Raw genomic sequence first — 15599 nt, 5'->3', positions numbered from 1 at the left:
TTTATATGGGAGGAAATTTCGGAAATAATCTTACGCCATCTTTCATGCCTCCGTTAGAATATAGTGGTTGGAAGCTTGCATTCTCGGCTCAGGAAAATAATGTTCCTCAATCAGTTGAATTTTATTATCCCTGGAATCCAGCGGTTCCTTCTGTATCTGAGCAAACAAAATATCTTCAGCAATGGAATACAACTGTTTACTTTTCCCGATTGATAATTGAATCACTACCAATTGGTGGTGTTTACAGAATTAATTTTAAGGGACAAAACTTTAATTTCAATATACCGGATCAAAGTCCGGCATTCAGAAATTGTCCGATAATTGTTCCAACAATTGCTCTTAACAGTGATAGCTCAATTCAGAAAGTTAGCTGGATATACTACAATGCTTCAGGAACATCATTGGTAGACCCTACATCTTTCGCAGCAAGAGTTAATTTTGGAATAGAAACATTAAGCAGAAATTATGATTCACCAAATATCGAAGTTCCTGAAAATCAATTTACAATGGATGAAAAAATTTATTGGAGTTCTGTTACAAGAGTCTGGATCGCTTATCATGATATCTTTGATAATCATTATATAATCTTCTACAGCAAATAACTTCAATTATTCTATTCAACAGAACTTTAAAATGAAAAAGAGCTGTATCAGAAATGATAACAGCTCTTTTTGTTCACTCCTCCGGTCTCTTTACTTCTCTTAATCAGAAATTAAAGTTTAAGCCACCCATAATTCTGAATTCATATTTGGGTTGATTAACTGCATCGTCTGCATCCTGATATGAATATCCCTGTCTTGGATTTACATTTTGTCCATCGGGACTATATGCAGTATCGTGTCCAAGAAGCTTTGATTGGAAATAGTAATCAAATCCTGCTGCGACAACAAAACTCATATTAGGTGAAATACCAAGATGAGTTTCAAGTCCGGTTCCGATTCCCCATTGATCTGCAGTAACATCAAAGAATTCATTTCCGCCGATAAACTTGAAATTTCCGGTGAACATAGAATATCTCGGACCTATTATGATGTTGGTCTTATTCAGAGAAAATAATTTTACAGGATAAGTAAAATCAAGTCTGAACTCCCAGATATAACCAGACTCTTCAGGAGTTCCGTTTGTTGCATCATTTATAAAAACTTTTCTTGCGTCAAGTGGTTTGCCTGCATCAGTTATTGTGTAGCCGAGAGAAAATCTTAATGAAAGCGGAACATCATAAGAAAAATTAGAAATTGTTCCGTAAACATTTCCTCCGATATTATCTGTGTAACCAAGTAAAAATCCGGCTGATACTTTTGGATGAGCAAACAATGCAGGTGCTGTTTGCGCATAATTTATTTGTGTAAAAAAGATGAGTGTCAATAAAGTAAATGATATTTTTTTCAATTTGTTTCCTCCTGTTTGTTCAGGATTATGCAATCATTTTGCCAGAAGGATTCGAAAAAATATTCTTCATTTTTTTAACATAAACTAAAGAATTAGAGTCGTAGAATTAGTTTTAATAAAAATGGCGACAAGGTTGTCGCCACTTATGTCGTTTCAGCAAGGACTAAACATTATTGATTTTAATATTTTGGCTCGATTCCCAAATTATAAAACACAAATGACCAGACATCAGCAACTTCTTCAATTATTTTTGAAGTAGGTTTCCCGGCACCGTGTCCTGCTTTAGTTTCTATTCTGATAAGAACAGGATTTTCACCTTTATATTTTTCCTGAAGTGTTGCAATGTATTTGAAAGAATGTGCCGGTACAACTCGGTCATCGTGATCTGCAGTTGTTACAAGCACTGCAGGATAGTTTAAGTTTTCTTTTATGTTGTGAAGAGGAGAATATTCATAAAGAAATTTGAATTGTTCAGGGTCATCACTTGAGCCGTACTCAACTACCCAATAATAACCTATTGTAAATTTATGGAATCGAAGCATATCCATAACTCCAACTGCAGGAAGAGCAACTTTAAATAGTTCTGGTCTTTGATTAATTACAGCACCAATTAATAATCCACCGTTAGAACCGCCTGCACAAGCAAGTTTGTTCGGATTAGTGTATCCTTCTTTAATTAGATATTCAGCAGCGGAAATAAAATCATCAAACACATTTTGTTTTTTATCAAGCATACCTGCTTTGTGCCATTCTTCGCCATACTCACCACCACCGCGAATATTTGGCATTGCAAACACTCCACCGTTTTCAAGAAAAATTAATCTCGAAGTACTGAAAGAAGGAAGTAATGAAATATTAAATCCACCATAGCTGTAAAGGTAAGTTGGATTATTTCCATCAAGCTTTAATCCTTTTTTATGTACTATGAACATCGGAATCTTTGTTCCATCCTTGCTTGTATAGAATACCTGTTTTGTTTCATAGTTATCAAAATCAAAATTGAGTTCTATTTGTTTATAAAGTTCAGATTTATTTGAGTTCACATCAAACTTAAAAATAGTTCCGGGATATGTGAATGATGTGAAAGAATAAAATGCAATGTTATCGTCTCTTCTTCCCGAAAACCCCACAGTACCTAATGCAGGTAACTTTATTTCACCTTCGGGTTTTCCATCAAGACTGAAAAGATAAACATGATGACTTGCATCCTGCATATATTTTGCAACCAGCTTTTCTCCGATTATCTGAACGGATTGAAGCACATTATTTGATTCAGGAATTACATCCTTCCAGTTTTCACGCGAAGGATTTTTTGGATCTATTAAAATCAAACGATACTTTGGTGCTTTATAATCCGTTAATACCAATAGTTTATCTCCGACATTATCAACAACACCGTAATTATTATTTAAATCATCAACGATGGTTATAAATTCTGATTTTGGATTTGATAAATCTTTTACAATCAGTCCATTATTACTTGTTCCTTCTGAAAAAGTAATGATGAGAAAGCGTTCATCGTCAGTTGTGCCTGCATAAAATCCCCTGTCAGGTCGTGTCGGGTCTTCATAAATAACAATATCTTCTGATTGATCTGTCCCAAGTTTATGGTAATAAACTTTTGCAAATTGATTTTTTTGTGAAAGTTCAGAGCCGGTTGGTTCGGGATATCTGCTGTAATAAAATCCGTTATCTTTCCAGGCGATTCCGGAAAACTTTATCCATTTGAGATGGTCTTTTAATTTATCTCCGGATTGTGCATTCATAACAAAAAATTCATCCCAGTCAGAACCACCGGTTGATACACCATAAGCAAACCATTTTCCATCCTTTGAGAAAGAATAATTTGAAAGAGATTTTGTTCCATCTTCAGCAAACTTATTTGGGTCAAGAAAAACTTTTTCTTCGCCATCAAGTTTATCCATTACATACATTACGCTCTGATTTTGCAAACCATCATTTTTGAAGAAATAAAATTTATCACCTGCTCTGAATGGTGCGCTGTATTTGGGATAATTGTAAAGCTCAGTGAATCGTTCTTTTATTTTTTCCCTGAATGGAATTTTAGAAAGATATTCAAATGTAACTTTGTTCTGTGCTTCAACCCACGCCTTTGTCTCTTCGGAGTTATCATCTTCAAGCCATCGGTAAGGATCAGCTACAAGCGTTCCGTGATAGTTATCCACTACTTCAACCTTTTTTGTTTCAGGATATTTCATTTGCGAATATGAAGTTGTTGCGATGATTATTGTTAACAAAATGAAGTTCAACAGTTTCATTTTACATCCTTTCAGTTATTAAAATTGCACGGTTTTAGTTTAATAATCGGAATTTTCGTATATCAATTCGCCTGAACTGAGGAAATTCTTTAACCACAGATTACACAGATTATCACAAATTTATTTTAACAATTCAGAATATTCAGGATGTCGTTGCATAAAAACAGCGACATAAGAACAAGAAGGAATTACTTTTAAACTGTTTTCTTTTGCATATTCAATTGCAGCGCGAACAACTTTTTCAGCTAATCCTTTTCCTCTTAGTTGAGGCGGAGTATAAGTGTGATAAAGATTCATTTCTTTTTCATTAAGCGAATATTCAACAAATGAATCCAGTCCATCAATGTTAATTACAAATCTGTTGTTTACTTTATCGTGTATTACTTCCATAATCAATTACTCAAACTTAATTGTGGATTAATAATTTTTTCTCGTTCTTCCTGTCTGTTTATTATTGTTAAGATATGTTCGTTTATGATTTCATTCAATTCATCTTCATTTACCATCGCTTTTTCCGGTTCAGTCGGAAGAAGTAACCAGGGTTTTATTCCTTTAAAATCATACTGACCATAAATGATTACGGGTGTACCATATGCTATAATAAATTCACCGTCCTTTGTTAATATCCATTGTTCCGCCCAGTTGTAAATCCAGAAAGCATCTTCTTCAAGTAATCTTACGCAAGCATGACTTGCCGGATAACCCGGTAATTCAAATTGATGTATCGAAATACCACGAAAATTTTCCAGATTAAAATACCAAGGAAGAATCCAATCTTCATTATCTGTGCTGATTGTTTCTTTGGCTTTCCAGTTTGTGTGAAATAAACCATTAGGTGTCGGAGTTGATCTCTTTCCTGTGCTTGTTGGTCCCCAGTTCACAAGATTACCATACTCATAAGCTGCAAATGCCTGAATATGCTGATCAACAAGAAGAATTTTTTTTACACTTTCTAATAGTGCTATGTGTTTTGGAAAAGGTGAGTAGAGCAATTTATCATTTATTATAGTATCAGGAACAACAATTGAATCTGGTTTTCTTATAAACCTTTCATCAAGACGATTCAGTGCTAAAATTATTTTGGCTCCGATTGTATCATAATTTTCAATAAGAAATTTATATCTGTTCTGCTTTGGTGGAGAAATAAAAATGTAATTAATTAACGGCAAAGCGGGAATTGTATCTTTAATTAAAATTAGTGAGTCTTGTGTTTTAATAGTCGAATCAATCTGTACTTTTGCCTGGTTAGAATTTTTATTATCAGAACATTTGATTAAAAAGGCAATTGCTGATATCAGAAACGAGTATTTCAAAAGAGATTTTGTCAAGATAAAATTCCTTTATCTGAAAAATCTTTAACAAGATTATCATATCCCGTAAACTGAACTCCGTCCCATCCAACTTTTTTTGCTGCTTCAACATATTCTTCGATGTCATCAATGAAGATGTGTTCTTCAGGCGGAAGTTTTGAATAACTTTCAACTGCCCGGTAAATACCCTCTTCAGGTTTAACAAATCCGACTTCGTGAGAAAGAAAAAGTTTGTCAAAGATTTTCAGAAAATCGTAATGTTGATAACCGTATTTCTGATGTATCGAATTTGTATTCGAGAGAAGATACAGTCTGTATTTTTCTTTGAGCTTTGGAAGCAAAGAAATTACATTTTCATTAAGTGAAAAAATTGAAGACCAATATTTAACAAACTGTTCGGCAGTTACTTTATGCTCAAGCCATTCAATCATCTGCGCGATAAAATCCTTTTCAGAAATTTTACCGCGCTCAAAATCACGATGAATATGGTAATTCTGATTATACTTTCTTACAAACTCTTCACCAAGTCCGGCTTTATGCTTGTTAACAGCACGGATAAAAATATTATAGTCAAATGGAATCAGAACCTGACCAAGGTCAAATACTATTGCAGAATATTTTCTTTTGCTCATTCGGAAATAACAAAAGTCTCGTCAGGAATTCCTTTATTAATTTTTACACTGCTGATTGTCAACTCAACACTCTGTGGTCCGAATGATTGTTTCATCTTAAAAGGAATTTTTATACCGTCAACATCCTGATAATCGGAATATTCAAGAATCTGAGTGACGAGTCCCATCTGTGTTTCTGTTTCTTTTGTTTCTTTTACTTTGAGACCTGTTTCATCATCAAAGTAAGCAACCCAGTTCAAACCCGAAGGAAGAATAAACTTCACTTTGTGCAACAAACTTTCACCATCTTTTTCAGTTCCTTCATAAGCTAATTTAATTCCCAGCAATTCAGGGTTTAACAACATTTCCATGGTTGATTCTAATTTTAATTGCTCGAGCTGCTTTCCTTCAATATTGATTGTTTGTCCTGCAACTTTCATAACAGCCTTTTCACCATCAAAAATCAGAACCTGATCCATACCACCGGCTTTGATATCCTGACGAAGTTTATTCGGGAGTTTCTGCTTGATGATAATTGTAACTGCCTGATCCATAGCTGTTCCGCGCATTATCACAGTTTTATCCTGGATGTTTTTAACTACATCAGCTCCGCCAATTGCATCCAGATATTTTGCAATTACTGATTTTGCCTGCTCATCTGATTCAGCATTTTCATTCTGTGAAAATGCATTCACAAATAAAAACATTGTAATTAAAAACGAAAGTAAAAGAGATTTGAATTTCATTTTTGTGATCCTTCTTGTTTGGTTAATTTGTAGTGGTAAAAATACTAAACAGTAAGATATTTATTTTATCCGTTTATCAATTTATTACTCCATTGGTTTATGATAATTCAGGTAAATTTTATCAAAAATTTATTTTTCGGAAGATGATATTAGAATAGTATGAAAAATTTAGCACTCATTATTTTAATTAGCTCAATTCAGGTTTTTGCACAAAGCTTTTCTATAAAAGGAAAAGTTATCGATTTTCAATCCGGCAGCAGTTTAAGTTTTGCCAATATTAGAGTTGAAGGAACAACTCTTGGGACAGCTTCGAATGTTAATGGTGAATTTGAACTGAAATTAAATGCTGGTAATTATAAACTCATCGCTTCATTCATTGGTTATTTTTCTGATACTATTTCAGTAAACGTAAATTCTGATTTATCAGGTTTGATATTCAAACTAAAAAGCACAGAAATAAATTTGCCTGAAGTTGTGGTTAAGCCGGGAGAAAATCCTGCGCTTGAAATTATCCGAAAAGCAATAGAGAAAAGAAAGCAAAGAGAACTAAATTTATTCTCCTATGAGTTCGAAGCATTTTCCAAAGGAACTATAAGAACCACCGAAGATATAACCTCAACAGGAAGCGGCTCGATTAATTTGGGAATTGGTGAATCTGATACTGCAAAACTTAAGGTAACGGGAATTCTTGAAAGTCACAGCAAAGGATATTTCCTTAAACCGGATAATTATAAAGAAATTATTCTTGCCCGAAAGCAAAGTGCAAACTTTCCTCCGTCTGTTAATACTTTAACCGGCGGAAGATTAATTCAGAATTTTTACAGCAGTGATATAAATTTTCTCGGAAGAGATTTACCCGGACCAATTTCAAACAACGCTCTCGATTATTATTACTTCTATATTGAAAAAACTTCTGCAATTAACAATCAAAAAGTTTTTCAAATTCATATTGAACCAGACAATCCATCAGATCCAGGATTTGTTGGAAAAGTTTTCATCACAGACAGCACTTATGATTTACTTAAAGTTGATTTGATTCTTAATCGTGCTGCAAACATTGGGGGAATTTTCGATACGGTAAATATTGTACAGCAATTTGATTATTATGATGGAATTGTAATGCCCGTTGATTATCGATTGTTTGTGACTGCTAATTTTCTTGGACTTGCAAGGTTTGGTTTTGAACTGAATACAATATTGTTTAACTACAAAGTAAATAAAAAAATTGATGAATCGGTTTTTAACAAAGCAATAGTTACGGTTTTACCTGACGCTGATAAAAAAGATTCAACTTATTGGTTTACCACTCAGACAATTCCAAATACCGATGAAGAGGAAGAAGCTTATAAACGAATTGATAGTCTTGAATCTCTTCCTAAAGAGTTTTGGGATGATTTTTCAATTCTGAATTCGCGATTAAAATTGAGTAAAACTTTTTCCGTAAGTGCACCGCTTGCAATGTATCATTTCAATTGTGTTGAAGGTCATTCAATTGATTTTGGATTTTTCATTAATGATGAATTCGACAGAAGATTTAATTCATCACTAAACCTGTCTTATGGATTTTCTGACAAGAAATTCAAACAGGATTTTTCAGCCAATTATCTTTTAGGTGATTACAGAACTGTTCGCTTAGGAATTAATGCTTTCAATAAAACGAAAATTCTTTTTGCAGAATCTGACAATTACGGCGAACTCTTTGGAACGCTTTCAACTTTGCTTTATAAGGAAGATTTCAGAGATTACTATTACACAAAAGGATTTTCAGTTTCTGCAGAAGGAGAAATTTTCCCTGTACTAAAAAGCAGAATATCATTTACGAACAGAACCGATAAATCAGCAATTAACAATTCAGATTTTTCATTCTTTTATAAAGATAGATCCTACAAACAAAACCTTCCTGTTTATGAAGGAAAAACAAACGCAATTAAAATTGGTTTTGAATTGGATTTCCGTAACTACATTGAAGATGGCTTCTTCAGAAGAAGAACTTCACTCGGTAGAACATACACCTTAATTTCAATGGATGTTACTGCTTCGGATAAAGATTTGTTGAAAAGTGATTTTGATTATCTGAAATATGAATTTTTATCCAGAACATTTATCAGATCTTTCAATTCAACAACTGCAACAATTAAAATTTACGGAACTTATTCGAATGGTTCTGTTCCTTATCAGGATTTATATGCTGTTCCCGGAAACATAAGCACATTTTCTTCACCACTTACTTTCAGAACATTGGGAATTAATCAAATACTTGGGGACAGAGTTGTTACATTAAATGCTGAATATAATTTCAGAGATGAGTTATTCCGACTATTGAATATTCCTGTTATTAAAAGACTTGAAATTTTGCTTACTGTCTTTTTTAATGCTGCTTATGGAGACATTAGTTCAAAATCAAATGAAATATTGGTAAATCCAATTCAAACATTTAAGCATCCGTTCTATGAAATTGGCTTTTCGCTTGGACAGGGGTTACTTCCATTGTCAATTGAATTTGGTTGGAAGCTGAATTACAGAAACGGGAATAATTTCAGAATCAGTCTGAGTTCCGTCTTATTCAATCTCTAAAAAATTTTCGGCGTATTATCAGATAAAAAATTGATTACTTAATATCAGTCCAAAGATTTTTCTTCTTCACACCGAAAGAAACAATTTTTGCATCTTTCGGAACTTCATAACCACATAAGAATGAGCGCGCTTTTGTTTTTGCGGGAAAATTGTCGCTGTAACAAAGATTATAAGCTTTCTGATCCTGTTTTACTTCAGGATTTGCTGCAAGATATGAAGAGACAATTCCCGCACCTCTTAAACCTGAACGATATTCATTACCTTTTGCATCTTTCAATTCAATACTCATTGTGTATTCTGCGCCCATATTTATGCTTTTGTCAGAAATATTCTCAATAGTTATTTCGGCAACAAGAAATTTATTTCCTTCTTTTGCACCACCAAACTCAATTAGTCTGTGAAGTTTAATTACGACTTCACTGTTTTTAATTTCGGCAATTACATCACTTTTCTTCTGAGCATTAATTTGAAAAGTTAAAGCGAATAGTAAAAGTGTGATTAAAGATATATTTTTCATTGTAGTACCTTCTTTCCTTATTTCATTTTTTAATCAGTTAAAAATTATTGATATGTAAATCTTTTTCAAATTAAATAGAGCCAACGATGATTTACATCATTTCCCGGTGCATACATTATGCCAGCAAAATAATTTGTTATGAAAGATTATTAAAATACTTATCGATTTCATTGAGCAGTAATGAATACATTGATTGTAGTTTATATGCATAGCAGGGATTCAAGTAATTTCGTCTATACATTCATTCAACAAATCATTCATTCATTAATCCAAACATTCATCTTTACCTACCGAAGGCAGGCATTCACCAATTCGGTTTTATGTTGATTGTGTTGAAAGATTTCTCCCCCGACAGGTCGGGGTCGAAATGACAAACACTCATTCAGATTAACCCGACGAAGGTATGCATTCACACATTCATCAATTCAAACATTCATCTTTACCTACCGAAGGTAGGCATTCATTCCCTCGTTCATTCTTGTTCTTAACTCATTGACTACTTAAATTTCGCCCGAAATTTTTTTGAAAGGGAACATCTGTGGCAAAAACATTTGAACAACTTAAAACCGGATTTCAGCATTCTTTCTGGGTGGCAAATGGAATGGAGCTTTTCGAAAGACTTGCATACTATGGACAGGCAACAATTTTAAGTGTTTTCCTTCGCGATCATCTAAAGTTTGATGAAGTACAGGCAGGACAACTTTCCTCTATCTTTGGTGGGTTGATTTACTTCCTTCCGATTTTTGCCGGAGCACTTGCTGATAAGTTTGGTTTTAAGAAAGCTTTTTCGTTTGCATTCTTTGTTCTTGCTATCGGATATTTTCTTATCGGCTCAACAGGAATGACAGCATTTTCTTCCTGGTATGAAAATAAAGATTTGTTCCCTTTACTTTCCGTTATATTAATATTTACTGCAATTGGCGGTTCATTCATAAAGCCAAGTGTACTTGGAACAGTTGCATTAACTACCACTCCGGAAACAAAATCTCTTGGTTATGCAATTTATTACTGGCTTGTAAATATGGGTGCTGCAATAGGACCATTCTTAGCTTATCTCGTTCGTGATTCATTCGGAATTGAATTTGTTTATATGGTTTCGGCAATAAGCTGTGCGTTAATGTTTCTGGTTACAATATTTATTTTCAAAGAGCCGGAAGCAAAACTTAATGAAGAAAGGGATTCGCTCCTTCAGGTTGTTAAAAATCTCTGGACTGTTGTAAAGAACATCAGGTTTATGGTTTTCCTTCTCATCTTTGCTTTGTATTGGATTGTATTCTGGGAATTCTTTATCGTAATTCCATTTTACATTTCAGATTATATCTCACCCGAAGCACCAATTGAATTAGTTTTGTCAACCGGTGCCTGGACAATTATACTGCTTCAAATTCCCATTAACAGATTAACTAAAAATATCCCAACACCAACAGCAATTATGATTGGTTTTGTGTTTGCTGCTCTTAGCTGGTTTCTTCTTTACTTTGTTACCTTAGCAGGAACAATTGTTGGACTTGGATTTATCATTGCAACAATTTTTATCTTCTCAGTAGGCGAACAAACACAAGCTCCAAGATTCTATGAATATCTTGCTGACCTTGCACCCAAAGGACAAGCAGCATTATTTCAGGGCTTTGCTTTTCTTCCTATCGCAATTGCCTGGCTTTTAGGTGGTACTTTTGGCGGATGGCTGTATCATACTTTCGGAACAAAAGAAGTCGGTAAACCCGAAATGGTTTTCCTGATTATCGGTTTGGTTGGAGTTGCAGCAGCGGCAATGATGTTTGCTTATAATCTGGTTGTGCATAAAAGAAAGTAATATTTCTCCTGCCTTCTAAAGATAATTTTGACAAGTCATAAACTACTTGCCACTCAGGATTTTTGTTTTTGACTTTCATTAAACGAATAAAATCTTTAAACAGCAAAAAAGCTAAATACTTTAATAGCGTTTTTATTATACATAATTTTGAAAAAACAATTTTATACATTAAAAGAAAATGAAAAAAAACTTTAAACCAATTCTGATCACCATATTAGCCGTTATAATTCTTATTCTTCTTATTATTCCAAAGCTTGGATCCTCAGAAGGTAAAAATCCTGTTAACACTAACAGACAAACCGGACCACTTCCTGTAAAAGCTCATATACTAAAACCTGAAAATCTTGATAACAAAGTTTTAATAACGGGCACAATTCTGGCAAACGAAGAAGTTGAACTGAGAAGTGAACAATCCGGAAAAATATTAAACATATATTTCAAAGAGGGAAGTCTCGTCAATCAGGGAGATTTGCTGGTTAAAATAAATGATGCAGAACTTCAGGCGCAATTACAAAGTGCTAAGTCAAGACTTGAATTGCAGAAACAAACTGAATTCAGACAAAGACAATTACTTGAAAAAGAAGCAATCAGTCAGGAAGATTATGATATGACCGCAAATCAACTTAAGGTTAATCAATCTGAAGTTGATTTAATAAAGGCACAAATTGATAAAACTGAAATTCGCGCTCCTTTCAGTGGAGTTATTGGTTTAAGAAATGTCAGCGAAGGAAGTTTCGTAACAAATTCAACAGTAATTGCAACACTGCAGAATATTAATCCGGTGAAAATTGATTTTTCAATTCCTGAAAGATATTCTGCGATGGTTAATACTGGTGATGAAATTTACTTTACGGTGACTGGTAGCGATAAAAAATTTGTGGGAAGAATTTATGCAATTGAACCCAAAATCGATCCGGTTACACGAACTCTTCGTATGCGGGCATTATGTTCTAATGCTGGAAGAGAATTGCTGCCCGGCTCATTCGCAAATATTGAACTTGTTCTTAAAAGAATAAATGATGCACTGATGATACCCACAGAAGCACTTGTTCCTGATATTTCAGGTCAAAGAGTTTTTTTATATCGTGACGGAAAAGCAGTTCCGCAACAAGTTGAAACGGGAATCAGAACTGAAAGAAGAATTCAGTTGCTCTCTGGGGTTAATGCCGAAGATACTGTAATTACATCCGGAATGCTTCAGCTAAGACCAGGTTTGCCTGTAACAATTTCGGAGTTTGAATAATGAGTCTTTCATCATTAAGCATAAGACGACCTGTACTTGCAATTGTAATGTCAATTGCAATTGTAGTACTTGGACTTTTAGGTTATACATATCTTGGAGTGCGTGAATATCCATCTGTCGATCCGCCAATTATAACAGTTACCACTTCTTATATTGGAGCAAATGCAGATGTAATTGAATCTCAGATAACAGAGCCACTTGAAGAATCTATAAACGGTATTGCAGGAATTCGTTCGTTAACCTCAGTTAGTCGCGATGGAAGAAGTACAATTACAGTTGAATTTGATATTGATGTTGACCTTGAAACAGCTGCCAATGATGTAAGAGATAAAGTATCCCGCGCAATCAGATTACTTCCGCCAGATGTTGATCCACCAATTGTTGCCAAAGCAGATGCTGATGCAATGCCAATAATAAATCTGAATGTTAAAAGCGATAAAAGAAATCTGCTTCAGTTAAGTGAAATAGCAAACAATATCTTCAAAGAAAGATTTCAAACAATACCGGGTGTAAGTGCTGTTAACATCTGGGGTGAAAAACGATACTCTATGAGACTTTGGTTAGACCCCGCAAAACTTGCCGCTTATAATCTGACCCCAATCGATGTTCGTAATGCAATTAATCGTGAAAATGTTGAACTGCCCACAGGGCTGATTGAAGGCAACAGAACCGAATTATCAATCAGAACAATAGGAAGGTTGCAGGATGAAGAAGAGTTTAATGAACTGATTATCAAAGAAGTCAGTGGCAATATTGTCAGACTTAAGGATATAGGATATGCTCAGCTTGGTGCAGAGAATGAAAGAACTATTCTCAAACGGGATGGCATTCCTATGGTAAGTGTTGTTCTGATCGCTCAGCCCGGTGCGAATAATATTGCTATTGCAGATGAATTCTATAAAAGACTTGAACAGATCAAAAAAGACCTTCCGCCCGATATCAGCACTGCAATAGGTTTTGATATTACTAAATACATACGCGAATCCATTACCGAAGTAGAACAAACTATTATTGTTGCCTTTGGTCTTGTTGTTCTGATAATCTTTCTTTTTTTAAGAGACTGGCGTACAACAGTTATTCCGGTTATCGCTATTCCAATATCTCTTATCGGAGCATTCTTTGTAATGTATGTTGCTAACTTTACTATAAATGTTCTTACTCTGCTTGGAATCGTTTTAGCAATTGGATTAGTAGTTGACGATGCAATCGTTGTTCTTGAAAATATTTATAAAAAAATTGAAGCCGGTGATCATCCATTTGATTCAGCAAGAAAAGGTACCGCAGAAATTTTCTTCGCAGTCATCTCTACAACTGTAGCCCTCGCATCAGTTTTTCTTCCGATTATTTTTCTTCAGGGATTAACAGGAAGATTATTCAGAGAATTCGGAATAGTTATATCAGGTTCTGTAATCATATCATCATTTGTTGCATTAACTCTTACTCCGATGCTTAGTTCCAGAATTTTGAAGAGAAGAGATAAGCATAATTGGTTCTATAATGTAACTGAGCCATTCTTTGTAAAAATTAATAATGCCTATAAAAACTCTCTTGAAGCTTTTCTTAAAAGAAGATGGCTTGTCTTTCCGATAATGGCTGTATCATTTATCCTGATCTATGTTTTTTATAATAACATTTCATCTGAACTTGCACCACTTGAGGATAGAAGCAGTTTAAGACTTATTGCAACTGCTCAGGAAGGAGCTTCATTTGAGTATATGGACAGATTTATGGATATGTTAGTTCAAACACTAAAAGATACTGTTCCAGAAAGTGAGGCAATAATTTCTGTAACTTCACCCGGTTTCGGGGCTTCGAGTTCGGTTAATTCCGGATTTGCAATGATAATTCTGAAAGATCCATCTGAGCGTGAAAGAAGTCAGATGCGAATTGCTGATGAACTTGGACCAATTTTATCTAAAATGACTGAAGCTAGAGTCTTTGCAACTCAGCAACAATCAATTGGTCAACGAAGGGGAGGACTTCCTGTTGAGTATGTTATTCAGGCACCAAATTTCGAAAAGCTGAGAGAATATCTTCCGAAGTTTCTTGAAGCAGCATCAAAAGATCCCACCTTTACAATTGTTGATGTGAATCTGAAATTCAACAAACCTGAAATTAAACTTACAATTGACAGACAACGGGCAAGAAATCTTGGAGTATCTACAATTGATATTGCTCAGACAATTCAGGCAGCTTTTAGCGGACAACGATTTGGTTATTTTGTAAAAGATGGTAAACAATATCAGGTTATTGGTCAATTGATTCGTGACAGAAGAAATGCCCCCATTGATTTAAAGTCACTTTATGTTGCCAACAATCAGGGAAAACTTGTACAGCTTGATAATGTTGTTACATTAACTGAACAAAGTACACCTCCACAACTTTATAGATTTAATCGTTATGTATCTGCAACAGTTTCTGCGGGATTAGCACCTGGTAAAACAATTGGCGATGGCATCAAAGCAATGGACAAAATAGCATCAGAAGTCCTTGATGAATCTTTTTCTACTGCTTTGAGCGGTCCATCAAAAGATTTTGCCGAAAGTTCATCGAGTTTATTATTTGCATTCATTCTTGCAATAGGATTTATTTATCTGGTTCTCGCGGCTCAATTTGAAAGTTTCAGAGATCCTTTCATTATTCTTTTTACTGTTCCGCTTGCATTGTTCGGAGCTTTGCTTTCACTTTGGTATTTCAATCAGACTCTTAATATCTTCAGTCAGATTGGTATAATTATGCTGATTGGAATTGTAACAAAGAATGGAATCCTCATTGTCGAATTTGCAAATCAGCGTAAAGCTGCAGGGCTTAGTAAGATGGAAGCAATTAAAGATGCTTCAGCAGCAAGATTACGACCGATTCTTATGACAAGTCTTTCAACAGTTCTTGGAATACTGCCAATAGCTCTTGCACTTGGTGCCGGTTCTGAAAGCAGAGTATCGATGGGAATAGCTGTAATCGGCGGACTTATATTTTCTACATTTCTTACTTTGCTTGTTGTGCCGGCGGTTTATTCATTTTTGTCCCGTGCCACAGCAACTGTTTCCAATGTAACTGAAATTGAAGAAACCGAAAAAGAAACAATCTTTGCAAGTAAATAAAAAATATGCGGGTGTT

The 15599-nt window shown here is 34.5% G+C and carries 12 protein-coding genes; 5 read left to right on the top strand and 7 right to left on the bottom strand.

Annotated features, from left to right (window positions below):
* The first annotated feature begins 5 nt into the window (after positions 1–5).
* Positions 6–602 carry a hypothetical protein gene (locus tag Q0X14_RS09455; RefSeq protein ID WP_297837485.1) on the top strand — a complete coding sequence of 199 codons (597 nt, stop codon included), beginning with the start codon at positions 6–8 and terminating at the stop codon, positions 600–602.
* A gap of 103 nt (positions 603–705) precedes the next feature.
* Here the strand turns inward: Q0X14_RS09455 and Q0X14_RS09450 are convergent, their stop codons facing one another.
* The 6 genes from Q0X14_RS09450 to Q0X14_RS09425 all read right to left on the bottom strand — a co-directional run bounded on the left by Q0X14_RS09450 (position 706) and on the right by Q0X14_RS09425 (position 6335).
* Positions 706–1389, bottom strand: coding sequence for a hypothetical protein (locus Q0X14_RS09450; protein WP_297837482.1), 684 nt, complete (start codon positions 1387–1389; stop codon positions 706–708).
* Positions 1390–1568: 179 nt separating this feature from the next.
* On the bottom strand, positions 1569–3668 hold the full coding sequence (locus Q0X14_RS09445) for a prolyl oligopeptidase family serine peptidase (protein ID WP_297837479.1): 2100 nt from the start codon (positions 3666–3668) through the stop codon (positions 1569–1571).
* 120 nt (positions 3669–3788) lie between these two features.
* A complete protein-coding gene (locus tag Q0X14_RS09440; protein WP_297837477.1) occupies positions 3789–4058 on the bottom strand; it encodes a GNAT family N-acetyltransferase in 270 nt (89 codons plus the stop codon).
* Positions 4059–4060: 2 nt separating this feature from the next.
* On the bottom strand, positions 4061–4996 hold the full coding sequence (locus tag Q0X14_RS09435) for a L,D-transpeptidase (RefSeq protein WP_297837474.1): 936 nt from the start codon (positions 4994–4996) through the stop codon (positions 4061–4063).
* Complete coding sequence (locus Q0X14_RS09430; RefSeq protein ID WP_297837471.1) at positions 4993–5610, bottom strand: HAD family phosphatase; 618 nt, start codon at positions 5608–5610, stop codon at positions 4993–4995. Before Q0X14_RS09430 ends, Q0X14_RS09435 begins: the two co-directional genes overlap by 4 nt.
* Positions 5607–6335, bottom strand: a complete 729-nt coding sequence (locus tag Q0X14_RS09425) for a hypothetical protein (protein WP_297837468.1) — start codon at positions 6333–6335, stop codon at positions 5607–5609. The genes Q0X14_RS09430 and Q0X14_RS09425 overlap by 4 nt, the downstream gene beginning before the upstream one ends.
* A 159-nt stretch (positions 6336–6494) precedes the next feature.
* Here Q0X14_RS09425 and Q0X14_RS09420 point away from each other — a divergent pair, with 159 nt between their 5' ends.
* Complete coding sequence (locus Q0X14_RS09420; RefSeq protein WP_297837465.1) at positions 6495–8909, top strand: DUF5686 and carboxypeptidase-like regulatory domain-containing protein; 2415 nt, start codon at positions 6495–6497, stop codon at positions 8907–8909.
* A 34-nt stretch (positions 8910–8943) separates the two neighbouring features.
* On the opposite strand, the gene Q0X14_RS09415 is transcribed toward Q0X14_RS09420, so the two are convergent.
* Positions 8944–9426, bottom strand: a complete 483-nt coding sequence (locus Q0X14_RS09415; RefSeq protein WP_297837462.1) for a hypothetical protein — start codon at positions 9424–9426, stop codon at positions 8944–8946.
* 538 nt (positions 9427–9964) lie between these two features.
* Here Q0X14_RS09415 and Q0X14_RS09410 point away from each other — a divergent pair.
* From Q0X14_RS09410 to Q0X14_RS09400, 3 genes are all read left to right on the top strand, one after another.
* Positions 9965–11239, top strand: a complete 1275-nt coding sequence (locus tag Q0X14_RS09410) for an MFS transporter (protein ID WP_297837459.1) — start codon at positions 9965–9967, stop codon at positions 11237–11239.
* Between the two features lie 178 nt (positions 11240–11417).
* Complete coding sequence (locus Q0X14_RS09405) at positions 11418–12482, top strand: efflux RND transporter periplasmic adaptor subunit (RefSeq protein ID WP_297837456.1); 1065 nt, start codon at positions 11418–11420, stop codon at positions 12480–12482.
* Positions 12482–15583, top strand: coding sequence for an efflux RND transporter permease subunit (locus tag Q0X14_RS09400; protein WP_297837454.1), 3102 nt, complete (start codon positions 12482–12484; stop codon positions 15581–15583). The genes Q0X14_RS09405 and Q0X14_RS09400 overlap by 1 nt, the downstream gene beginning before the upstream one ends.
* Positions 15584–15599: the final 16 nt, after the last annotated feature.

Source organism: Ignavibacterium sp. (genome assembly GCF_025998815.1).
Lineage (GTDB): Bacteria > Bacteroidota > Ignavibacteria > Ignavibacteriales > Ignavibacteriaceae > Ignavibacterium.
Note: the sequence above shows the minus strand (reverse complement) of the source record. Positions and strands in the feature narration are given on the sequence as shown.